This window comes from Aestuariivirga sp., assembly GCF_020252395.1.
Taxonomy (GTDB): Bacteria; Pseudomonadota; Alphaproteobacteria; order Rhizobiales; family Aestuariivirgaceae; genus Aestuariivirga.
In genome coordinates this window covers 1-21,788 of the sequence record NZ_JADCDB010000036.1, presented here as the reverse complement: position 1 = coordinate 21,788, position 21,788 = coordinate 1, and the positions used below count along the sequence as shown (strand labels likewise).

At 63.9% G+C, this 21,788-nt stretch carries 21 protein-coding genes and 1 pseudogene; 8 read left to right on the top strand and 14 right to left on the bottom strand.

Annotation, left to right across the window (positions count from 1 at the left end; all coding sequences use genetic code 11):
- Positions 1 to 31: 31 nt before the first annotated feature.
- From IOC82_RS15560 to IOC82_RS15550, 3 genes are all read right to left on the bottom strand, one after another.
- Positions 32 to 1,153, bottom strand: a complete 1,122-nt coding sequence (locus tag IOC82_RS15560; RefSeq protein ID WP_290547122.1) for a helix-turn-helix domain-containing protein — start codon at positions 1,151 to 1,153, stop codon at positions 32 to 34.
- A 331-nt stretch (positions 1,154 to 1,484) separates the two neighbouring features.
- Positions 1,485 to 3,752 carry a phosphoenolpyruvate--protein phosphotransferase gene (gene ptsP, locus IOC82_RS15555; protein WP_290547121.1) on the bottom strand — a complete coding sequence of 756 codons (2,268 nt, stop codon included), beginning with the start codon at positions 3,750 to 3,752 and terminating at the stop codon, positions 1,485 to 1,487.
- 90 nt (positions 3,753 to 3,842) lie between these two features.
- A complete protein-coding gene (locus tag IOC82_RS15550; RefSeq protein WP_290547120.1) occupies positions 3,843 to 5,102 on the bottom strand; it encodes an aspartate kinase in 1,260 nt (419 codons plus the stop codon).
- 167 nt (positions 5,103 to 5,269) lie between these two features.
- Between IOC82_RS15550 and ubiG the strand changes: the two genes are divergently transcribed.
- Positions 5,270 to 6,010: a bifunctional 2-polyprenyl-6-hydroxyphenol methylase/3-demethylubiquinol 3-O-methyltransferase UbiG gene (ubiG, locus tag IOC82_RS15545; protein ID WP_290547119.1), complete on the top strand. Its 741-nt coding sequence runs from the start codon at positions 5,270 to 5,272 to the stop codon at positions 6,008 to 6,010.
- 1 nt (position 6,011) lies between these two features.
- On the opposite strand, the gene IOC82_RS15540 is transcribed toward ubiG, so the two are convergent.
- Positions 6,012 to 7,154 (bottom strand): Fic/DOC family N-terminal domain-containing protein, encoded by a 1,143-nt coding sequence (locus IOC82_RS15540; protein ID WP_290547118.1) that lies wholly within the window; start codon positions 7,152 to 7,154, stop codon positions 6,012 to 6,014.
- Positions 7,155 to 7,329: 175 nt separating this feature from the next.
- On the opposite strand from IOC82_RS15540, the gene xylB reads away from it, so the two are divergent.
- Complete coding sequence (gene xylB / locus IOC82_RS15535) at positions 7,330 to 8,787, top strand: xylulokinase (protein WP_290547117.1); 1,458 nt, start codon at positions 7,330 to 7,332, stop codon at positions 8,785 to 8,787.
- Here xylB and IOC82_RS15530 read toward each other — a convergent pair whose 3' ends face one another.
- Complete coding sequence (locus tag IOC82_RS15530) at positions 8,788 to 9,045, bottom strand: DUF1127 domain-containing protein (RefSeq protein ID WP_290547116.1); 258 nt, start codon at positions 9,043 to 9,045, stop codon at positions 8,788 to 8,790. It abuts the gene before it with no gap.
- A gap of 104 nt (positions 9,046 to 9,149) precedes the next feature.
- On the opposite strand from IOC82_RS15530, the gene IOC82_RS15525 reads away from it, so the two are divergent.
- The 6 genes from IOC82_RS15525 to vsr all read left to right on the top strand — a co-directional run bounded on the left by IOC82_RS15525 (position 9,150) and on the right by vsr (position 15,160).
- A complete protein-coding gene (locus IOC82_RS15525; RefSeq protein WP_290547115.1) occupies positions 9,150 to 10,541 on the top strand; it encodes a PLP-dependent aminotransferase family protein in 1,392 nt (463 codons plus the stop codon).
- 197 nt (positions 10,542 to 10,738) lie between these two features.
- Positions 10,739 to 11,053 carry a co-chaperone GroES gene (locus tag IOC82_RS15520; RefSeq protein ID WP_290547114.1) on the top strand — a complete coding sequence of 105 codons (315 nt, stop codon included), beginning with the start codon at positions 10,739 to 10,741 and terminating at the stop codon, positions 11,051 to 11,053.
- 53 nt (positions 11,054 to 11,106) lie between these two features.
- Entirely contained in the window at positions 11,107 to 12,753 is a 1,647-nt protein-coding gene (gene groL / locus IOC82_RS15515) for a chaperonin GroEL (RefSeq protein WP_290547113.1), read from the top strand.
- A gap of 127 nt (positions 12,754 to 12,880) precedes the next feature.
- Positions 12,881 to 14,035, top strand: a complete 1,155-nt coding sequence (locus tag IOC82_RS15510; RefSeq protein ID WP_290547112.1) for a DNA cytosine methyltransferase — start codon at positions 12,881 to 12,883, stop codon at positions 14,033 to 14,035.
- 5 nt (positions 14,036 to 14,040) lie between these two features.
- Positions 14,041 to 14,772 carry a GIY-YIG nuclease family protein gene (locus IOC82_RS15505; RefSeq protein WP_290547111.1) on the top strand — a complete coding sequence of 244 codons (732 nt, stop codon included), beginning with the start codon at positions 14,041 to 14,043 and terminating at the stop codon, positions 14,770 to 14,772.
- Positions 14,717 to 15,160 carry a DNA mismatch endonuclease Vsr gene (vsr, locus tag IOC82_RS15500; protein WP_290547110.1) on the top strand — a complete coding sequence of 148 codons (444 nt, stop codon included), beginning with the start codon at positions 14,717 to 14,719 and terminating at the stop codon, positions 15,158 to 15,160. Before IOC82_RS15505 ends, vsr begins: the two co-directional genes overlap by 56 nt.
- Before the next feature lie 349 nt (positions 15,161 to 15,509).
- On the opposite strand, the gene IOC82_RS15495 is transcribed toward vsr, so the two are convergent.
- From IOC82_RS15495 to IOC82_RS15455, 9 genes and pseudogenes are all read right to left on the bottom strand, one after another.
- Entirely contained in the window at positions 15,510 to 15,905 is a 396-nt protein-coding gene (locus tag IOC82_RS15495; protein WP_290547109.1) for a F0F1 ATP synthase subunit epsilon, read from the bottom strand.
- 5 nt (positions 15,906 to 15,910) lie between these two features.
- The gene (gene atpD / locus IOC82_RS15490; protein ID WP_290547108.1) at positions 15,911 to 17,350 is read right to left on the bottom strand and encodes a F0F1 ATP synthase subunit beta; all 1,440 of its coding nucleotides are present in this window, start codon (positions 17,348 to 17,350) and stop codon (positions 15,911 to 15,913) included.
- Positions 17,351 to 17,374: 24 nt separating this feature from the next.
- Positions 17,375 to 18,253 carry a F0F1 ATP synthase subunit gamma gene (locus IOC82_RS15485; RefSeq protein WP_290547107.1) on the bottom strand — a complete coding sequence of 293 codons (879 nt, stop codon included), beginning with the start codon at positions 18,251 to 18,253 and terminating at the stop codon, positions 17,375 to 17,377.
- Between the two features lie 9 nt (positions 18,254 to 18,262).
- On the bottom strand, positions 18,263 to 19,792 hold the full coding sequence (gene atpA, locus IOC82_RS15480; RefSeq protein ID WP_290547106.1) for a F0F1 ATP synthase subunit alpha: 1,530 nt from the start codon (positions 19,790 to 19,792) through the stop codon (positions 18,263 to 18,265).
- Positions 19,792 to 20,352, bottom strand: a complete 561-nt coding sequence (locus IOC82_RS15475) for a F0F1 ATP synthase subunit delta (RefSeq protein ID WP_290547105.1) — start codon at positions 20,350 to 20,352, stop codon at positions 19,792 to 19,794. The genes atpA and IOC82_RS15475 overlap by 1 nt, the downstream gene beginning before the upstream one ends.
- 286 nt (positions 20,353 to 20,638) lie before the next feature.
- Positions 20,639 to 20,959 carry a GIY-YIG nuclease family protein gene (locus IOC82_RS15470; protein ID WP_290547104.1) on the bottom strand — a complete coding sequence of 107 codons (321 nt, stop codon included), beginning with the start codon at positions 20,957 to 20,959 and terminating at the stop codon, positions 20,639 to 20,641.
- 166 nt (positions 20,960 to 21,125) lie between these two features.
- Positions 21,126 to 21,299 carry a DUF1127 domain-containing protein gene (locus IOC82_RS15465; RefSeq protein ID WP_290547103.1) on the bottom strand — a complete coding sequence of 58 codons (174 nt, stop codon included), beginning with the start codon at positions 21,297 to 21,299 and terminating at the stop codon, positions 21,126 to 21,128.
- Entirely contained in the window at positions 21,296 to 21,448 is a 153-nt protein-coding gene (locus IOC82_RS15460) for a DUF1127 domain-containing protein (protein ID WP_290547102.1), read from the bottom strand. The genes IOC82_RS15465 and IOC82_RS15460 overlap by 4 nt, the downstream gene beginning before the upstream one ends.
- A 214-nt stretch (positions 21,449 to 21,662) precedes the next feature.
- Positions 21,663 to 21,788, bottom strand: a pseudogene (locus tag IOC82_RS15455) (IS630 family transposase); the annotation flags it as partial.

The window sequence follows — 21,788 nt, the reverse complement described above, 5'->3', positions numbered from 1 at the left end:
CCGGTTTCGACCGCGCCGAGGGTCTCGCGGATCAGCTTTCGAAAGACTTCAGGTCGAGCGAGCGGCCGACCAGGATTTCGCCCGGCGTGCCGAGAATGCCCTTTTCTTTTCCGTCGATGATGTAGGCAAGGAGCCCGCCATCGCGTGCGATGACGACGAGGCCCTCCCGGTCCGGCACGCGATAGGTGTCGCCCTTCATCAGCATCTGGGTCATGACCACATTGCCATTGGCGTCCTCGATGCGGACCCAGACGGGGGCCTTGGCCTTCAGCGTCAGGCGGCTGCCGGTATTGGCGATGCCATACTGCTGGCTGCCATCCTTGTTGGGTGCGGACGCGGCGGCCGCCGGGGCAGGCGTGGTGGAGGCGGTGGTCTGGGGCACGTTCTTCTGGATCAGCGCGGTGATGCCATCGAGGCCGGTGCCGTCAAGATCGTTCTGGCCCTCGGGCTGGGCGGCCGCAGACTGGGCTTCCTGTGCGGGCATGGGCTCGTCAGTCACCGAAACGTCAGCCGTGCCGGATCCGGTCGAGGCGGTGGGCATCGGGTCGGCGCCCGATAGGCCGGCGGCCTTGTCCGGCGCCTTGCCGTCATGCGGCATCAACATGTAGCTCACCGCGCCGAACAGCATCACGGCGCCAGCGAGGCCCGCGACGAGGCCGCCGGCGCCACCGGGAATACGGCGCGTCTTCATCTCCGGCAGCCTGGCGAAGCGGGCGAAGGCCAGGATCCTGGCGGAGGAGAGCGGGCCCGGATTGGCCGGATGGCGCACTTCGGCGGTGAGTTCCGGCACTGGCATGAACTGGGCGAAATGCTGCATCAGCGGTTCCGGGTCGAAGCCCAGATACGCCGTGTAGGCGCCGATCATCTCCAGGGCCTCGCCGCGCTCCGGCAGGCAGGTCATGTCGCCATATTCGATGGCTTCGAGGTGATAAGGGTGAATGCCGCAGCCCTCGGCCGCCTCTTCCAGCGATAGGCCGCGCATCAGGCGCTCATGCTCGAGGTACCAGCCAGCCTCGCCGAGCGGGTCTGCCTCGCCATCGGGCTTGTCACGCATCTCGATGTAATGGTGGGCCTCCTCCTCGGGGGCGGCCTCCTCGTGCTGGTCCAAGGCGGCCTCGGCCTCACCGCTCATCTCGACGCTGTCATCACGCATAATACCACTCTCGGGCACTGTTACCTTTTTCCCAAGAATGACCGAGAATGGTGAATGGGAAGCTAACGCCAGGCTGGCCGGACCGAAGATGATGAAGGATTCGCCCTGGCCGGGGGTCGGCACGGCATCCTCTTGCAGGAATCACGCATATCAGAGACTATGAATATAGTCATTTATGAGCAAATAATTCTTGACTTTGGTCCTGGGATGGGCTATATGGGCGGTCATGGCGTTCCTGCTGCTGTTTGACATCGTGATCCGGATCCTGGGGCTGCGGAAGCCTGGTCCTTCTCCCGCCCCGAAGCGGCGGGAGAAGGACTCGCGGCTCCCGTCAGAGAACCACGCCGTTCCTCTGCGCGAATTCCAGGAGTTCGGGTCGGAGCGTGTGCAGCGGGCTCTTGAGGAGAGGCTGCATGAAGGTCCAGAGCTTCCGGCGGTCGAGCGTGCGCAGCATGGCCTTGACCGGGCCGATGGCGGAGGGAACCATGGAGATCGAGTTGAGGCCCACGCCGATCAGGCCCATCGCCTCGAGCGGGCGGCCGCCCAGTTCGCCACACAGCGTCACCGGCTTGCCATGCTCCGCCGCCTTCTCGACGATGAGGCGCATGGCGCCCAAGGCCGCGGGGCTCAAGGGATCGTAGCGGCCGGCGAGCCTGGGGTTGCCGCGGTCGGAGGCGAAGAGAAACTGGACGAGGTCGTTCGACCCGATCGAGGCGAAATCGACGAGCGGCAGCAGATGATCGAGCTGCCACAGCAGCGACGGAATCTCGATCATGGCGCCGAGCTTCAGCGGCGCCGGCAATCTGCGGCCGCGCTTCAGAAGATGCCGCTTCTCGATCTCCACCACGTCCAGCGCGCGCTTGTATTCCTCGATGTCGGCGATCATCGGGAACATGATCTTCATCGGCTGGCCTTCCGCCGCCATCATGAGCGCGCGGAGCTGCAGGCGGAGAAGGGCCGGACGATCCAGCGCCATGCGGATCGAACGCCAGCCCAGAGCCGGGTTCTCCTCCTTCGGCTGGCGGAGATAGGGAAGAATCTTGTCGGCGCCGATGTCGAGCGTGCGGAAGGTGACGGGCTTGCCCCGGGCCTGCCCGATGATCGCCTCGTAATGGCGGATCTGCTGCGAAAGCCGCGGAAAGCGGCTCGCCATCATGAACTGCAGTTCGGTGCGGTAGAGGCCGACGCCATCCGCGCCCGAATCATGGAGATGCGGCAGGTCGACGATGAGGCCGGCGTTGATATTGAGCTCGATCCGCTCGCCCGACTTGCAGATGGCGGGTTCGTCCCGCAGCGCCGCGTACTGGGCCTGTTTGCGCGCGTAGAAGCGGACCTTCTCGGCGTAGGAGCGCTGAAGGTCCGTGGACGGACGGACGAAGATCTCGCCGGTGCTGCCGTCGACGACGATGGGGCTTCCCGTATCGACGAGGTCGATCAGGCCTTCGGCCTGGCCGATGGCGGGGATGCCGAGCGCGCGGGCAACGATGGCGACGTGGCTCGTCCGCCCGCCTTCCTCCAGCACCACGCCGCGCAGCTTCGAGCGGTCATAATCGAGGAGTTCGGCCGGGCCCATGTTGCGGGCCACCACGATGGCGTTCTGCGGCAAGTCGGTGCGCGACGCGGTGGCGATCGCGCCCGTCAGGATGCGCAGCAGGCGGTTCGACAAATCGTCGAGGTCATGCATGCGTTCGCGCAGGTAAGGATCGGGCGTCCTCATCATGCGCGCGCGGTTGTCGTTCTGCACGCGCTCCACCGCGGCTTCCGCCGTGAGGCCGGTGTCGATCGCCTCGCGCAGGCGGTTCATCCAGCCCTTGTCATGGGCGAACATGCGGATCGTCTCCAGCACGTCCGAGTATTCGGTGGCGCCGCGCTGGGCGTCCGAGCCGTCGAGCAGCTCGTCGACATGGGCGCGGAGCTGGGCCACCGCATCCTCAAGGCGGCGCTTCTCGGCCGGAACGTTCTCGGCGATCAGATTCTGGATCACGACGCGCGGCTCGTGCAGCACGGCGTGGCCCAGGGCAACGCCTTCGGCCAATGAATCGCCGCGCAAATGATGGCTGCGGACATGAGCGACGTCGGCGGCGACTTCGCGCGCCACCTCGCGCAGTTCGCCCGCGGCGATAACCTCCGCCAGCACCATGGCCGTGGTCTGCAGCGCCTCCTCTTCCTCCTCGGTATAGTGCCGCCTGGTGCGGTTCTGCACCACGAGCACGCCGATGACGGCGCCACCGCGCATGATCGGCACGCCGAGGAAGGAATGGTAGATCTCTTCGCCCGTCTCGGGCAGGTACTTGAACGAGGGATGCTGCTGCGCGTCTGACAGGTTCAGCCCGATCGCCTGCTGGGCGATGGTGCCGACGATGCCCTCGCCCGCCTTCAGCTTGGACTTGTGCACGGCCTCGCGCTTCAGGCCTTCCGTGGCATAAAGCTCGAGGAAATCGCCCGGGCGCATGACGTAGATGGAGCAGACCTCCGCCACCATGTTGGCGGCGATGATCTGGACGATCTTGTCCAGGCGCTTCTGCGCTGCCACCGGCTCCGCCATGACCTCGCGGAGCCGCTTAAGCAGGACGCGCGGGCCGAGGGCGGAGGTTGCCATCAGCCGCCGTCCCCGCGTACGGAGACGCGAACCGCGTGCAAGCGGCCGGACTTCGTCGTGACGAGGCTGATGATGAGGCGCATGTGTCTGTCAGTCGACCTTCGCGTCGAGGCCATAGGCGGTGTGCAGGGCGCGCACCGCGAGCTCGGTATAGGCCTCGTCGATCAGCACCGAGGTCTTGATCTCGGAGGTGGTGATGGCCTGGATGTTGATGCCCTTTTCGGCCAGCGCCTTGAACATCCTGGCGGCAACGCCGGCGTGGCTGCGCATGCCGATGCCGACGATCGACACCTTGGCGACGTCCGCCGAATGCGCAAGGTCGTCGAAGCCGACCTTGGACTTGACCGTGTTCAGCACCTCCAGCGCCTTCCGCAGGTCCTTCCGCGCCACCGTGAAGGTGATATCGGTGAAGGCGCCATCAGCCGAGATGTTCTGGACGATCATATCGACCGATATGTCGGCCTCGGCGAGGGGGCCGAAGATTGCGGCGGAGACGCCCGGCTGGTCCTTGACACGGCGGACGGAGACCTTGGCCTCGTCACGCGAATAGGCGACACCACTGACGACATGCTGTTCCACGATACGCTCCTCATCGCATACGAGTGTTCCGGGACCGGTCCCGTCGGGTTTGTTCTGGTTCGGCGCGTCAGGCGGCTCGAAACTCGAGCGCACCTGGAGCGGCACCTTATACACCATGGCGAGCTCGACCGAACGGGTCTGCAGCACCTTGGCGCCGAGCGAGGCCTGCTCCAGCATCTCCTCATAGGAGATGCGGTCGAGCTTCCGGGCGCCGGAGACGATGCGGGGGTCCGCCGTGTAGACGCCGTCGACATCGGTATAGATGTCGCAGGCGCCATCCAGCGCCGCAGCCACGGCCACGGCGGAGGTGTCGGACCCGCCACGGCCCAGCGTGGTGATGCGGCGGTCAGGACCGATGCCCTGGAAGCCGGCGATCACCGCCACCTGGCCCTGGTCCATGCGCCTCCGGATCTCGTCGCCGTCGATGCCGGCGATGCGGGCGGCGCCATGCACGCCGTCGGTCTTCAAGGGAATCTGCCAGCCCTGCCAGGAACGGGCGGGGATCCCTAAGTCCTGCAGCACGATGGCGAGGAGGCCGGCGGTGACCTGTTCGCCCGACGCGACCACCGCGTCATATTCCCGCGCGTCATGCACCGCGGCGGCCTCGCGGCACCAGCCGACCAGGCGGTCGGTCGTGCCGGACATGGCGGAGACAACCACGGCCACATGGTGGCCGGCCTTGACCTCACGCTCGACATGGCGGGCAACGTTGCGGATGCGGGCGATGTCCGCAACCGAAGTCCCCCCGAACTTCATCACCAAACGGCCCATCGGCCCTCAACCTTTCATGTCCCCCGCCGCCCGGAAACCCCGTCTCGGGAGGTCCGGCTGGTGGCCAGTTCTGCAGGAAATTGAACCCCCGGGTGCGGCGCGGCGTACTCATAGATGACAGGCTTCGCTTATGCAATGATAGCCACAGCATTAAATTGGAATTCAGAATGACCGCCGCAGCGCCCTCCCTCGACCCCTCCGAAGTCGCCAAGTTCTCCGCCATGGCGGCCGAATGGTGGAACCCCAAAGGCAAGTTCGGGGTGCTGCACGTGTTCAACCCGGTGCGCCTGCAGTTCATCAAGGAGCAGGTGACGGCGAGGCTGGCCCGGGACCCCCTGGTGCGGGAGCCCTTCCAGGGCCTGCGCTTCCTCGACATCGGCTGCGGCGGGGGTCTCCTGACCGAGCCGATGGCGCGGTTGGGGGCCTCGATCACCGGGGTGGACCCCTCGGAGAGGAACATCAAGACGGCCTCCGTCCACGCGCAAGAGATGGGGCTGGAGATCGATTATCGCGTCGGCACGGCGGAGGACCTGGCCGCGGCGGGCGAGCAGTTCGACGTGATCCTCAACATGGAGGTGATCGAGCACGTGGCGGACCCCGTGGCCTTCACGCGCACCTGCGCCTCGATGCTGAAGCCGGGCGGGCTGATGTTCGTCGCCACCCTCAACCGCACGCTCAAATCCTTCGGGCTTGCCATCATCGGCGCCGAATACGTGCTGGGCTGGCTGCCCAAGGGCACGCACCAGTGGGAGAAGTTCATCACGCCCGCCGAACTCAAGGGCTGGCTGGCCGGCAATGGCCTCACCACCAAGGAGGAGCTGGGCGTCACCTACAGCCCCTTCACCCGGGCCTGGAAGGTGAGCCGCGATATGGACGTGAACTATATGCTGGTGGCGCAGAAGGGGTGAGTTACTCTCTAACCAATTCAAGCAGAGGCTCAAAAGCCATTACAGCTGGTCTCCTTCCTGAACCTGGATAAACCATCCTTAGCAGCTCCTTTTCTTGTAGAGCTCTTAGAAAACGTTGAGCCGACGGCTTAGGGAGCCCCGCAGAAGTAAACTGGCTAGTCCGGAAAACCGGGCGTTCGAATACAAAGTCGAGTGCAAGCGTACTCCATTTTGAGTTCAAGGCAGCAATGAACTGACCTCTCATTTCATCATAGAGATCTCGTATCTTTTCGGCCGTCTCCAGGTTTTCTTGGGCCTGTGCGGCGATTGCACCCAAGAAGAATTCGCACCATTCGGTCCATTCTCCTTTTTGTGACACGTTTCTCATGAGATCGATGTAGCGATCTTTATGGCGCTCGAGGTAAGCAGAGACATAGAAGTGTGGAGCGCTGATAATCCCTTTATTCCAGAGCATTAGTGTGATCAGCATTCTCCCCACCCGGCCATTTCCGTCCTTGAACGGATGCAGAGCTTCAAATTCGAGATGCGTCAGTGCAGTTTGGATTAGTGGTTCGACCTTATCGTCGTGAATGAACCGCTCAAGTTGGGAAATTCCATCTCCCAGCTTATCTGCGGAAATTGGGACAAATAACACCTTCTTTCGCCCCTGATCTACGATGTAGTTCTGTTCTCGCTTGTACTCTCCAGGTTGTTTGTCGGCACCCCGAACGTTTAGCAGGAGCTTACTGTGGGCTGACCTAATTAGACGGCCGCAGATCGGAAGACCTTCGACCACCAGTTGTTGTGCGTGGTTCATTGCGCGGGCGTAGGAATATGCCTCCGCTACTTCATGCCGATAATTGACCGCTTGATCACGCTGACTCTCGGCCTCGTACTGGAAAACCTCATCCAAGGTTGTTACCGTCCCCTCTATTCGGGAGGAAATAACAGCTTCTTTTCGCCTTAGCGGGGCAAGAAGGATTTCGCTATTCTTAAGGCTTCGAAGTACGCCATCATATCTGGCGACAGCGGAGGATGCGGCACCAATTTGTCTGGCCAACTGTGCGTAGTTCAGTTCAGATGGAGGAAACTTTCCGTAGTGGTACGTTACGGCTTCTTCAAAATTCAATTTGTCTTTGACAAGGCGAGAGAATTGTGCCTGCATTTATGTCTCACGAAACGTGAATTTGTAACTACAAGATCAATAGAGGCATACTCGTGATCCACAAATCCTCTTGTGGACCAAACAGCCCCTCATCTGAGCCTCTATACAGTCAATTACAGTCGCCCGCTACATCAAATGCCACTTTAAGCTGAAACCTCAAAAGGATTACTGGTCCATGTTCCTCGGCATCGACATCGGCACCTCCAGCGTCAAGGCGGTGCTGATGGACGGGGCGCAGGCGATTCTCGCCACGGCCACGGCACCGCTGACCATCTCGCGGCCGAAGGAGCTTTGGTCGGAGCAGAACCCGGAGGACTGGTGGGCGGCGGTCGAGCAGGCCGTTGCTGAGTTGCGCCAAAAGGTCGGCACGGCCTGGGCCGGCATCAAGGCCATCGGGCTTTCCGGCCAGATGCACGGCGCGGTGCTGCTCGACGCGGCAGGCCAACCGGTGCGACCGGCGATCCTGCACAATGACGGGCGCTCCCATGGCGAGGCCGCCGAGCTGAACGCGAAGCTTCCCGCCATCGGCGCCATTGCGGGCGTTCCCGCCATGCCGGGCTTTGCCGCGCCCAAGCTCATGTGGCTCGCGCGCCATGAGCCGGAGGTTCTCAGCCGCGCGCGGCACCTGCTGCTGCCCAAGGACTATGTGCGCTTCAGGCTGACACATGGTTTCGCCACCGACATGTGCGATGCCTCGGGCGCGCTGCTGCTCGACGGCGCGAAACGGGAATGGTCGCCGGAGATCGCGGCGGCGGTGGGCATTCCGCTGGCCATGCTGCCGGCGGCGCTCGAAGGTTCGGCCGTCTCCGGCCTGCTGCAGGGCGAGGTGGCGAAGGCCTGGGGGCTGGCGCCCGGCACAATCGTCGCCGCCGGAGCGGGCGATGCGGCGGCGGGGGCTGTCGCTTCGGGTGCGGTGAACGCGGGCGATGCCTTCATCTCGCTCGGCACCGCGGCGCAGTATTTCGTGGCGCGTGAAAGCTATCGCCCGGCGCCTGAACACCTCATTCACACCTTCTGCCACGCGCTGCCCGGCCGCTGGTTCCAGATGGCGGCGCTGCTCAATGGCGCAGGCGCACTCGCCTGGGCGGCGGGGCTGCTGGGGAAGAGCGACATCGGCAAGCTGCTGGACGACACCGAGCGCGCCTTTACCGGCCCCTCAGCCCTGCTGTTCCTGCCCTATCTCTCTGGCGAGCGGACGCCGCACAACAACCCCCATGCCAAGGGCGTGCTGTTCGGCCTCACCCCCGCTTCGACGCCGGAACAGGTGACGCAGGCCGTGCTGGAGGGTGTGGCCCTGTCGCTGGCCGATGCGCAGGGCTACCTCGAAGCGACAGGCCCCCTGCCCTGCCGCATTGCCGTCAACGGCGGAGGTTCCAGAAGCCGATTCTGGATGCGGATACTCGCCAGCGCGCTGAACAAGACCGTGCTGCTGCAGGAGGGCTCCGAAACCGGACCCGCCTTCGGCGCGGCCAGGCTGGCAAGGCTTGCCGCCACGGGGGAGGATGTCACCCAGGTCTGCAGCAAACCCGCCATCGCTGCGGAGGTGCCCCCCGACCCCGCGCTCGTCCCGGCCTATGCCGAAAAGCTCAGGCGGTTCCGGGCGCTGTACCGGTCAGTCGAACCCCTGTTCTGATCAGCGGCCGCGCACGCCCCTGGCGCGCTGCTCCCGCAGACGCTCCATTTCATGGGTGAGGTCCACGTCCAGGGGCAGGCGCCGAAGGTGGCGAAGGTCGCCGCGGGTGAGGCCGATGTCGGACAGCATGTAGTCGTCGAAGCGCTCCAAGGTCGCCAAGTCGCGCTTCATGAACCAGCTGCGCAGCATGCGGCGGAGCTTCGGGAACGCGAATGTGCTGTCGCGCGCGATGGACAGGGCGAGGATATAGTCACGCATGGCGGTTCCCAATTGTCTCTATTGTATTGTTTTATCTTCTTGCATTCTCCTGATTGTCACTATATTGTCTCCATGCAATCATTCACAAGAAAAATATTGTCCTGATGACAATTTGGCTGCCTGAACTCCGCCGCGAGCGTCCGCTCTACCTCGAAATCGCCGAGGCCATCCGCCAGGATGCACTCTCGGGCAGGCTGAAACCGGGCGACCGGTTGCCGCCGCAGCGCGAGCTGGCCTATCGCCTTGGCGTCACCACCGGCACGGTGACACGGGCCTATGCGGAGGCCGAGAAGATGGGGCTGCTCTCGGGCGAAGTGGGCCGCGGCAGCTTCATCAAGACGCCCGCCGCCGCGCCCCAGCCCTTCACGCCGCTGCGCCATGAGCCGGAGGGCCTGGTCGATCTCTCGCTGGCCACAGCCCCGCCCGTGACCGAGGCCGCAGAACTCGACCGTACGCTGGAGCAGGTCACACGCTCCGCCGGGCGGCTGGACCTGCTGCAATATCCTCCCCCTGAGGGCTATCCGCTGCACCGGCAGATGGGCGTCACCTGGCTGGCGCGGAGCGGCATCGAGGTCGATCAGTCCCGCGTGGTGGTGACCGGGGGAGCGCAGCCTGCGATCATCGCCACGCTCTCCTCCATCACCCAGCCCGGCGACCGGATGTTCGTCGAGAGCCTGAACTACCCCACCATCAAGGGCATCGCCCGGCACCTCGGCGTGTCCCTGGTGCCCCTTGAGATGGACGACGGCGGGCTGGTGCCGGACTCGCTCGAGCGCGCGGCGAGGAATGGCGAGGCGCGCCTTCTCTATATCGTGCCCACCCTGCAGAGCCCGACCTCCGCCAGCCTCACCCTGGCGCGGCGCCAGGCCATTGTGGACATCGCCCGGCGCTACAATGTCACGATCATCGAGGATGACCTGTTCCGTCTGCTCGACCCGCGCCTGCAGCCCCCCACCCTGTTCAGCCTGGCGCCGGAACGCACCTATCACCTGACCAGCATCTCCAAAACGCTGGCGCCCGGGCTGCGGGTGGGCTTCATGGTCGGCCCCGAGGGGCGAGAGGATGCGCTGGTTCGCCAGCAGACGGTGACCGGCGGCCGCTCGGTGGGGCTTGCGGCGGAAGTGGTGCGCCACTGGATCGAATCGGACGCGGCCTCGCGCATCCTCTCCGCCATCATCGCCGAGAACGCCGCCCGCCGCGCCCTGGCGCTGGACGTGTTTCGCAACCGCCCGATCCTCTGTACTCAGGGCGCGCCCTTCCTGTGGCTGAAGCTGCCGGACCAGTGGCCGCCCGGCGATTTCGCCCGCGCCTGCCTGGACCGCGGCGTGAAGATCACCCCCGGCACCGCCTTCGCCATCGACCGCCGGTCGGACGACCGGGCGGCGCGCGTCTGCTTTTCGGGGGCGGCAAGCCGCGACGAACTGGCCCGGGCACTGCGGACCATCGACGCGCTCCTCGACGAGGACCCCGGCGAGCGCCTGCGGCCGGTGGCCTGACCCCTGCCCCATGCCCGCCGCCGGATGCGAAATTTAACCTTGGACCCGGCGGACCTCTTGACGGAACGCCCCGCCCGCCATATCTCCTCTGATAACTGTTAGCACTCGGGTTATCTGAGTGCTAGCAGGGCTGGCCTCCCGCGGGAGACGGTCAGTTTAAAACCTCAAATAATGTAAATATGACGAGGAGTTACCACATGAAATTCCGTCCTCTGCACGACCGCGTTGTTGTCAAGCGCGTCGACGAAGACACCAAGACCAAGGGCGGCATCATTATTCCGGATACCGCCCAGGAGAAGCCGATGCAGGGCGAAATCATCGCCGTGGGCCCGGGTGGCCGTGACGAGTCCGGCAAGCTCACCCCGCTCGACGTCAAGGCTGGTGACATTGTGCTGTTCGGCAAGTGGTCCGGCACCGAAGTGAAGATCGAGGGTGTCGAGTACCTCATCATGAAGGAGAGCGACATCATGGGCGTTCTCGAAGGCAAGCCGGCGTCCAGAAGAGCCGCCTGATCCGCCTTCTGACTTTCACAACCGTTCTGAACCGTATTGAGGAGTAGCAATCAATGGCTGCCAAAGAAGTCCGTTTTGCCGCCGATGCCCGCGAGCGTATGCTGCGCGGCGTCGACATTCTCGCCAACGCCGTCAAGGTGACGCTGGGCCCCAAGGGCCGCAACGTGGTGATCGACAAGTCCTTCGGCGCTCCGCGCACCACCAAGGACGGCGTGACCGTCGCGAAGGAGATCGAACTCGAGGACAAGTTCGAGAACATGGGCGCCCAGATGGTGCGTGAGGTCGCTTCCAAGACCAACGACCTCGCCGGCGACGGCACCACCACCGCCACCGTCCTAACCCAGGCGATCGTTCGCGAGGGCGCCAAGAACGTGGCCGCCGGCATGAACCCGATGGACCTGAAGCGCGGCGTCGACATGGCCGTCGCGGCGGCCATCGAGGACATCAAGAAGCGCGCCAAGAAGATCAAGGGCTCGGCTGAAGTGGCCCAGGTCGGCACCATCTCCGCCAACGGCGAAAAGGCCATCGGCGACATGATCGCCGAGGCCATGCAGAAGGTGGGCAACGAGGGCGTCATCACCGTCGAGGAAGCCAAGACCGCCGAGACCGAACTCGACGTCGTCGAGGGCATGCAGTTCGACCGCGGCTATCTCTCGCCCTACTTCATCACCAACGCCGACAAGATGGTGGCCGAGCTCGACGACGCCTACATTCTGCTGCACGAGAAGAAGCTCTCTTCGCTGCAGTCGCTGCTCCCCGTCCTCGAGGCGGTGGTGCAGACCTCGAAGCCGCTCCTCATCGTCGCCGAGGACATCGAGGGCGAGGCGCTCGCCACTCTCGTCGTCAACAAGCTGCGTGGCGGCCTGAAGGTCGCGGCCGTCAAGGCGCCGGGCTTCGGCGACCGCCGCAAGGCCATGCTCGAGGACATCGCCGTCCTGACCGGCGGCCAGGTGATCTCGGAAGACCTGGGCATCAAGCTCGAGAACGTGACGCTCGACATGCTCGGCCGCGCCAAGCGCGTGAAGATCGAGAAGGAGAACACCACGATCGTCGATGGTGCCGGCAAGAAGGCCGACATCCAGGGCCGTTGCGCCCAGATCAAGGCGCAGATCGAGGAGACCACCTCGGACTACGACAAGGAGAAGCTGCAGGAGCGTCTCGCCAAGCTTGCGGGCGGCGTTGCCGTCATCAAGGTCGGCGGGTCGACGGAAGTCGAAGTCAAGGAGCGCAAGGACCGCGTTGACGACGCGCTGAACGCCACCCGCGCCGCGGTGGAAGAAGGCATCGTCCCCGGCGGCGGCGTGGCCCTGCTGCGCGCCAAGAAGGCCGTGGCGGCGCTGAAGTCGTCCAACGCCGACATCCAGGCCGGCATCAACATCGTGTCGAAGGCGCTTGAGGCTCCGCTCCGCCAGATCGTCGAGAACGCGGGCGTCGAAGGCTCGATCGTTGTCGGCAAGCTCTTGGAGAAGGACGGCAACTACGGCTTCGACGCGCAGAACGAAGAGTACGTCGACATGGTGGCCAAGGGCATCATCGACCCGGCCAAGGTCGTGCGCATCGCCCTGCAGGACGCGGCCTCGGTCTCCTCGCTGCTGATCACCACGGAAGCGATGATCGCCGAGAAGCCCAAGGACAAGCCCGCAGGCGGCATGCCCCCCGGCGGCGGCATGGGCGGCGGCATGGGCGGCATGGACTTCTAAGAAGTCCGTCGGCCCAAGCCTGAAACAACCGAACCCCGGGAGAAATCCCGGGGTTTTTTGTGTCGATATGTGACTGTTTACGGATTGTCCTCTTGACGAACGAAGAACATTAGGGGAACTATAGTTTATGGTAAATCGCTTCTACTACGAATTCTTCGCCGGCGGCGGCATGGCCCGGCTGGGCCTTGGTTCCGGCTGGAAATGCCTTATGGCGAACGACATCGACCCAAAGAAGCTCGCCATATACAGAGCGAATTTCGGTGAAGACCGCACTATTCTTGGCGATGTCTACGACTTGAAGTCCGAGGACATGCCCGGCCACCCTGATCTCGCCTGGGCGTCTTTTCCATGCCAGGATCTTTCTCTGGCTGGCAACCGCGCGGGGCTGGCCGGGGAGCGCAGCGGAGCATTCTGGGGTTTCTGGCAAGCCATCAACCTGCTGAGAGCGGAAAACCGGCAGCCGAAGCTGCTGGTGCTCGAAAACGTCACCGGTACGCTGTCCTCGCATGGCAGGGCGGACTTCGTCGAATTGGCCCAAGCCATCGTCTCGTTGGGCTACGATTTCGGCGCGCTGGTGGTGGACGCCATCCATTTCCTCCCGCAATCGCGCCCGCGATTGTTCATAATATGCAGCCTCAGGACAGCGAGTCCGCCGCGCCACATCGTTTCCGATGGGCCTGTCCTTCCCTGGCATAGCCCAGCCCTCTGCAAGGCGCACAATGCGCTGCCTGCCCATCTGCAGTGCGCGTGGCGATGGTGGAAGCTGCCGCCTCCACCGGAACGCACGGTTTCGCTTGCCAACTTGCTCGAAGCCGATGAGGAGATTGCGTCGTGGCACAGCGCTGGCGAGACGGCGCGGCTATTGGGCATGATGTCGCCCACCAATGCGGAAAAAGTGAGGGCCGCGCGGCTCGCCGGCAGGCGCGTGGCCGGAACGGTCTACAAACGAACCAGAGCCGAGGAAGGTTTGGGCCGCATGCAGCGCGCCGAAGCGCGCTTCGACGGCGTGGCCGGTTGTCTCCGTACACCCGGCGGAGGGTCGAGCCGCCAGACGGTGATAATTGTGGATGGCAAACAGACCCGCTCACGGCTGCTGACGGTCCGCGAGGCGGCGCGGCTCATGGGCGTGCCGGACGGCTACGTAATTCCGGAAAACTACAACGACGGCTACCATGTGTTCGGAGATGGGCTGGCGGTGACTGCTGTCGGTTACATTCGCCAACATATCCTGAATGCTCTTTGCAAGGCAGCTGACCCCGCCATGTCCATCGCCGCGGAATGACGGGGTTGACCATTCGGAAAAAAGAAGCCGCGCCATTCGAAACGAGGGAACTCCGCCGTTCATTGAAGGAGTTCTTGAGCACCCCGTATCCGACTGGAATTGACCAGGAAATAAAGCCTATCGAATGGTTCAAGTGGGGTGTGTACATTTTTTATGATTATGACGGCGAACCGATATACGTGGGGCAAACAAAGGAAAAAGTGTCGGGCCGCATCAGCCGCCACCTTACAAACCAGAGGACTGACGCTGTCGCGATGTCCGTTCTTGATCCCTATGAGGTTTACGAAATCGAGGTTTTTCCAATCCCCGGGTTTCAGCATCTGAGCGCGAAAGACAAGACATCCCGGGAGACGCTTGATGCGCTTGAGTTCAAGGTTCATCAAATTGCCGTCGAGAAGAGCAAGTTTGGCGCGATCCTTAACGAGAAGGACCCTCCAAACCCAGTTCGTGACGTGGTCCTGCCGCGCTCAGTCAAGGGACGCATTGTTTCGGATGAGGTACGCAAGCTGCGCGGTCACCCCGACACCCGCACTGCTCGAAGAGCGCAGGTCGTGGCGAGACTTGCCCAAACGATTTCTGAGCGGGACGTGAAGGTGGGATTGCGCCGGACGCTGTTCACGCAAACAACGCGGCTTCAGTCCCTGGCCGGTGAGCGATTTGAGGCGGCTGGGGGCGCCGCAAATGTGGAAAAAGGCAGCGAGGGAAGTGACGAAGAAGGAAAGAACCGAATCAAATGATGTTGGCAAACTCCGGTCCCGCATCATGCGCGCGGTTGGCTCGAAGGCGACATCGTGCGAACGAACTGTCAGGGACTACCTTCGGCCACTCGGCGTCCGCATGAGATACAACGTGGCCTCGCTCCCCGGAAAGCCCGATATCGTGATACCCAGCCTGAGGTTCGCAATATTCGTCCACGGCTGTTTCTGGCACGGGCACGGCTGCCGGCGCGGGGCGCGCATTCCCAAGACAAATGCCGCATACTGGACCGCCAAGATCGCCCGGAACCGCGCACGGGACCGGCGCAACGCCGCCGCCCTGCGCCGGGCGGGCTGGTCGGTCGTTTCGATCTGGGAATGCGATTCCGGCCGGGTCCGTGAGCGAAAACTTAAGGCGCTGCGGGAATGACATGTCCGGCCGCGCCAAGCGCTTGAAGATCGGGAAGGAGAACACCCCGATCGCCGGCGGCGCGGGCAATGGCCAAGAGCAGGCCAACGGCAGCAAGCCGCGGAGTACGAAGCCCCCTCAGCCGAAGCGCGACGGCGGCAACAGCGGCGGTACCCTGGCCCCGAAGCGCACCGGCGGTGGCCACCAGCCTCACCCACGGCCGCGCGCGGCCTCCCGCACCACGTCGGGGGACACTGCCCCGGAACACGCCCGGCGATGATGGGCGAGGCAGGAAGGACACGACGGCCTCCCCAGGAACAAAATCGCCGGGGCATGCCCGGCGATTTCGAACCTTGCTCCGGCCCTCAGATCACAGCGCCGGCTGCAGCGCCTTCAGCTGGTTCAGCACTTCCATGGCCTTGCGCTGGGCTTCGCCCGGCTTGGCGGCGGCGAGGTCCTCTTCGGCGCTGGCGATCTGGTGGGCCATCACGTCCGCCGTGACTTCGGCCACGGGGATCGCGACCTCGGCCAGAAGCGTCAGGCCTTGCGGGTTCACTTCCGCCATGCCGCCCTTGACGAAGATGCGCTCCGCAGCGCCGCCGTCACGGGTAACGGTGACGACGCCGGGGCGCAGCGTGGTGAGGATGGGCGAATGGCCCGGATAGATGCCCATCTCGCCCTCGGTTCCGGGCAGCGTGACCGAGGCCACGCTGCCCGAGAACAGAAGCCGCGCGGGGCTTACGAGTTCGAAATGAAGACCGGCCATGGTGCTTACGCCGCCTCGGCGGCGAGGCGCTTCGCCTTCTCGATCGCCTCGTCGATGGTGCCGACCATGTAGAAGGCGGGCTCCGGCAGGTGATCGTAGGCGCCTTCGCAGAGGCCCTTGAAGCCCTTGATGGTGTCTTCGAGCTTGACCTGCACGCCCGGCGAACCGGTGAACACGGCCGCGACGTCAAAGGGCTGCGACAGGAAGCGCTCGATCTTGCGGGCGCGGGCCACCGTCAGCTTGTCTTCTTCCGAGAGCTCGTCCATGCCGAGAATGGCGATGATGTCCTGCAGCGCCTTGTAGCGCTGAAGGATCTGCTGCACCTGGCGGGCGACGTTATAGTGCTCTTCGCCGATGACGCGCGGGTCGAGCATGCGGGACGTCGAGTCGAGCGGGTCCACCGCGGGGTAGATGCCCTTTTCGGCGATCGAACGCGACAGAACGGTGGTGGCGTCCAGGTGGGCGAAGGACGTGGCCGGCGCGGGGTCTGTCAGGTCGTCGGCCGGCACGTAAATGGCCTGCACCGAGGTGATCGAGCCCCTGGTGGTCGTGGTGATGCGCTCCTGCATCGCGCCCATGTCGGTGGCCAGCGTGGGCTGATAGCCCACGGCCGAAGGAATACGGCCCAAGAGGGCGGACACTTCGGAACCGGCCTGGGTGAAGCGGAAGATGTTGTCCACGAAGAACAGCACGTCCTGGCCCTGGTCGCGGAAGTGCTCGGCCACCGTGAGGCCGGTCAAGGCCACGCGGGCGCGCGCACCCGGCGGCTCGTTCATCTGGCCGTAAACCAGCGCGGCCTTGGAGCCGGCGACGGAGCCTTCCTTCGGGTTCTTGTTGACGCCCGACTCCATCATTTCGTGATAGAGATCGTTGCCTTCACGCGTGCGCTCGCCCACGCCGGCGAACACGGAATAGCCACCGTGCGTCTTGGCGATGTTGTTGATGAGCTCCATGATGAGCACGGTCTTGCCGACGCCGGCGCCGCCGAACAGGCCGATCTTGCCGCCCTTGGCGTAAGGCGCCAGCAGGTCGACGACCTTGATGCCGGTGACGAGGATTTCGGCCGCCGTCGACTGCTCGACGAAGTCCGGGGCGGGCTGGTGGATGGCGCGGCGGGCGGTGGCGCCAATGGGGCCTGCCTCGTCAACCGGTTCGCCGATGACGTTCATGATGCGGCCCAGCGTCTCGTTGCCCACCGGCACGGTGATGGGAGCGCCGGTGTTGGTGACCTTCTGGCCGCGCACCAGGCCTTCGGTCGAGTCCATGGCGATGGTGCGCACGGTGTTCTCGCCCAGGTGCTGGGCCACTTCGAGCACGAGGCGGTTGCCGCCATTGTCGGTCTCGAGCGCGTTGAGGATTTCCGGAAGGCCGCCATCGAAGGCGACGTCGACGACGGCGCCGGTGACCTGGGTGATGCGGCCGGTTGCGGCCTCGCTGTTTGCCATGTGTGTGATCCTTCCCGTATTCGCTTACAGCGCCTCGGCGCCCGAAATGATTTCGATGAGTTCCTTGGTGATCTGCGCCTGGCGCTGGCGGTTGTACTTGATCGACAGCTTGTTGATCATGTCGCCGGCGTTGCGGGTGGCGTTGTCCATGGCGCTCATGCGGGCGCCCTGCTCGGAGGCCGCGTTTTCGAGGAGGCCGCGGAAAATCTGCACCGCGATGTTGCGCGGCAGGAGATCGGCGAGGATTTCGCCCTCCTCGGGCTCCGCTTCGTAAACGGCTCCGCCCAAGTCGGCGGGCTTCGCGCCCGAGACATCCGCCGGGATCAGCCGCTGCGCCGTGGGCTTCTGCGAAATGACCGACTTGAACTCGGAGAAGAACAGGGTGGCCACATCGAACCCGCCGTTGTGGAACATGCCCAGCACCTTGTGCGCAACGGCCTGGGCTTCCGCGAAGGACATCTGCTTCACGGAGCGGAAGTCCACGTGCTCGACGATGTACTTGCCATAGACGCGCTTCAGCGCATCATTGCCCTTCTTGCCGACGGTGAAGATCTTCACCGTCTTGCCCTGGGCGATCAGGCGGTCGGCATGCTCGCGGGCAAGCTTGGCGATCGAGGAGTTGAAGCCGCCGCAGAGGCCGCGCTCTGCGGTCGCCACGATCAGCAGATGCGTTTGGTCGAAGCCGGTGCCGGCGAGAAGCGTGGGCGCGCCCGCCTTGCCGCTCATGGCGGAGGCGAGGTTGCCGATCACGGCTTGCATGCGCTCCGAATAGGGGCGCGCGGCGACGGCCGCTTCCTGGGCGCGGCGCAGCTTAGCCGCGGCCACCATCTGCATGGCCTTGGTGATCTTGCGCGTCGCCTTCACCGAGGCGATGCGATTGCGTAAGTCCTTGAGACTTGCCATCCCGAACCCTTACGCGAAGGACTTGGCAAAGGCTTCAACGGCGGCCTTGAGCTTCGGCATGGTGGCGTCCGAAATCGCCTTTTCGGCGCGGATCGCATCGAGGATGCCGGCATGCTTGTCGCGCACGAAGCGAAGGAGACCGTCCTCGAAGGACTTCACCTTGTTGACGGGCAGCGGATCGAGATAGCCGTTCACACCGGCATAGATCACCACGACCTGCTCTTCCGTCTTCATCGGCGAGAACTGCGGCTGCTTCAGGAGCTCGGTCAGACGGGCGCCGCGGTTGAGGAGCTTCTGCGTCGAGGCGTCGAGGTCGGAACCGAACTGCGCGAAGGCCGCCATTTCGCGGTACTGCGCCAGCTCGCCCTTGATCTTGCCGGCCACCTGCTTCATCGCCTTGGTCTGGGCGGCGGAGCCGACGCGCGACACCGAGAGGCCGACGTTCACGGCGGGGCGGATGCCCTGGTAGAACAGGTCGGTCTCGAGGAAGATCTGGCCGTCAGTGATCGAGATCACGTTGGTGGGGATGTAGGCCGACACGTCGTTGGCCTGCGTCTCGATGACGGGGAGCGCGGTCAGCGAACCGGCGCCCTGGCTGTCGTTGAGCTTGGCCGCGCGCTCGAGCAGGCGGGAGTGGAGATAGAACACGTCGCCCGGATAGGCTTCGCGGCCCGGCGGCCGGCGCAGCAGCAGCGACATCTGGCGATAGGCGACGGCCTGCTTGGACAGATCGTCATAGGCGATCAGCGCATGCATGCCGTTGTCGCGGAAATATTCGCCCATGGTGCAACCGGTGAAGGGCGCGAGATACTGCAGCGGTGCGGGGTCCGACGCGGTGGCGGCGACAATGATCGAATACTCGAGCGCGCCATTGTCTTCCAGCACCTTCACGAACTGCGCAACCGTCGAACGCTTCTGGCCGCAGGCGACGTAGACGCAGTAGAGCTTGTCCTTCTCTGGCCCTGCGATGTGGATGGGCTTTTGGTTCAGGATGGTGTCGAGAATGATGGCGGTCTTGCCGGTCTGGCGGTCGCCGATGACGAGCTCGCGCTGGCCGCGGCCGATCGGGATCAAGGCATCCACGGCCTTGAGGCCGGTGGACATCGGCTCATGCACCGACTTTCTCGGGATGATGCCCGGCGCTTTCACGTCCACGCGCTTGAACTGCTTGGCGTTGATCGGGCCCTTGCCGTCGATCGGGTTGCCCAGCGCGTCGACGACGCGGCCCAGGAGTTCCTTGCCGACGGGGACTTCCACGATGGCGCCGGTGCGCTTGACGGTGTCGCCTTCCTTAATCTCGCGGTCAGATCCGAAGATCACAATGCCGACATTGTCGGTTTCGAGGTTCAGCGCCATGCCCTTCATGCCGTTGGCGAACTCGACCATTTCGCCGGCCTGCACGTTGTCGAGGCCGTAGACGCGGGCGATACCGTCACCCACCGACAGAACCTGGCCGATTTCGGAGACTTGGGCTTCCTTGCCGAAGTCCTTGATCTGCTTCTTGAGAATGGCGGAGATTTCGGCAGCGCGAATGTCCATCAGGCGGTTCCCTTCATGGCGATCTTGAGTGTCTGGAGCTTGGTCTTCAGTGAATTGTCCATCATGCGGGAGCCCACCTTCACGATGAGGCCGCCGAGGAGCGAGCTGTCGACACGGGTTGAGAGGAGGACGTCACGGCCGAGCGAACTCTTGAGCGCGGCCTTGAGATCTTCGAGTTGGGCGGCCGAAAGCGGTTCGGCCGAGGTGACCTCGCCCGCGATTTCGCCCTTGGAGGAGGCGAGCAGCGTGGCATAGGCCTTGATCATGCCGGGAACGGCGCTGAGGCGGCGGTTCCTGGCCGCCAGCTTGAGGAAGTTGAGCGTGGCGCCGGTGATGCCGAGCTGGCCGGCAACGCCATCGAGGGCGGCGATCTGGTCCTCGGACGGGAACACCGGCGAGCGGACCAGGCGGTCCAGGTCTTCCGACTGGTCGATGGCGGACTGGAACGTTGAGAGCTGGCGGCTCACCTCTTCGGTGGCCTTCTCCTCGGAGGCGAGTTCGAAGAGCGCGCTGGCATAGCGGCCCGGAACTCCGGAAACTGTCTGATCTGTGGTCGCCACGATCCGTCTTTCACTCAGTTTTCGTGGTGCGGCGCCCACGTCCAAAGGGCGCATAACCACTTGAATTTCTGGGAGGCCGGCATGCACGAGGGCACACCCACGAGCCGGGACCCCAGCCCCGCCGCGCGGGTTGGCTATCACAGTGGAAAAGGACTCGCAACCAAGATCACATGCGCGGATTGCCGCGACTTTGGCGGGGTCTATCGCCGTCATGCCAGCGAAAGCTGGCATCCAGCTTTTGGCCGCCAAAGCTGGACCCCAGCTTTCGCTGGGGTGACGGGCTTTCCTACTCGGAAACCAGCGTCGCCAGCGAGTCGATCTCATCGTGAAGGTCACGCCAGTCCGGGTTCATCCCTTCGATCAGCTCGATCTTCCAGTCCCGTTTCCAGGCCTTGATCTGCTTCTCGCGGCGAATGGCGGTTTCCATGGTCAGCCGGTGCTCATACCAGACGAGGCGGTTCGCCTTGTACCGAAGTGTGAAGCCGGGCGTCGTACCGTTCTTGTGAGAACAGATTCGGGACCACAGGGCGCTCGTGACACCTACATAGATCGTTCCCCGGTAGCGGTTGGCCACCATGTAGACGGCTGGCTGCTTTTCGTGGTTCATGACGCAGCGTCATACAGCCCTTTGCCCGTCATGCCAGCGAAAGCTGGCATCCAGCTTTTGGCCGCCAAAGCTGGACCCCAGCTTTCGCTGGGGTGACGGTATAATGGTGAGCTTCCGGCCAACGAAAAAACCCGCCGGGGCAGGACCGGCGGGTCTGATGTCTCGATCAGGCCTTGAAGGCCCGGACGCGGGCCACGTGGCCCAGCTGGTATCTCTTGATCCCCATGTCCGCCAGTTCGGCGTCGGAGAGGGCTTCGGCGGCGGCGCGGATCTGGCGGTAGGCCCTGAGCTTGCGGCTGCGGGCGAGCCTTTCGAACAGGCCCCGCGGGTGAGGGTTCACGAGCGCGCAGCCTCGCGCGCCAGGCGCGGAATGTCGGCGCGCGCAATGCCGAGATCGGCGAGTTCACGGTTGGAGAGGCTCTCGAGCTCGTTCAGCGTGCGCGAATAGCGCTTCCAGGTGGAGTAGCGGGATTTCAGAACTTCGAACATGGGTCATTCCCCTTGGATTGACGGTCTTTGGTTGCTTTCAACGGGTTAGAAATTAGGTGCGGCGCAGCATAAAGAGAAATGCAAATTCTGCATAGCTCGCTTTAGTTTTTCTGATCAATCGCTTAACTGCCCATTATGAATGCTGCAGTGCCAAAGAAGTCACAACCGCAATTCCTCATTTTCACCAGCATGTTGAGACTAGAGCATCGGGCGGTCAATTGAATCCATATCCTGCGGCGGCGAAGTAGTTGGCGCATTCGTTTGGAGTGAAGAGCGAGCAGATGTTTCCGATGGCCTTCCGGAGATCATCGATGGTGCGTGCTGCTTTGGCTCTGAGGTG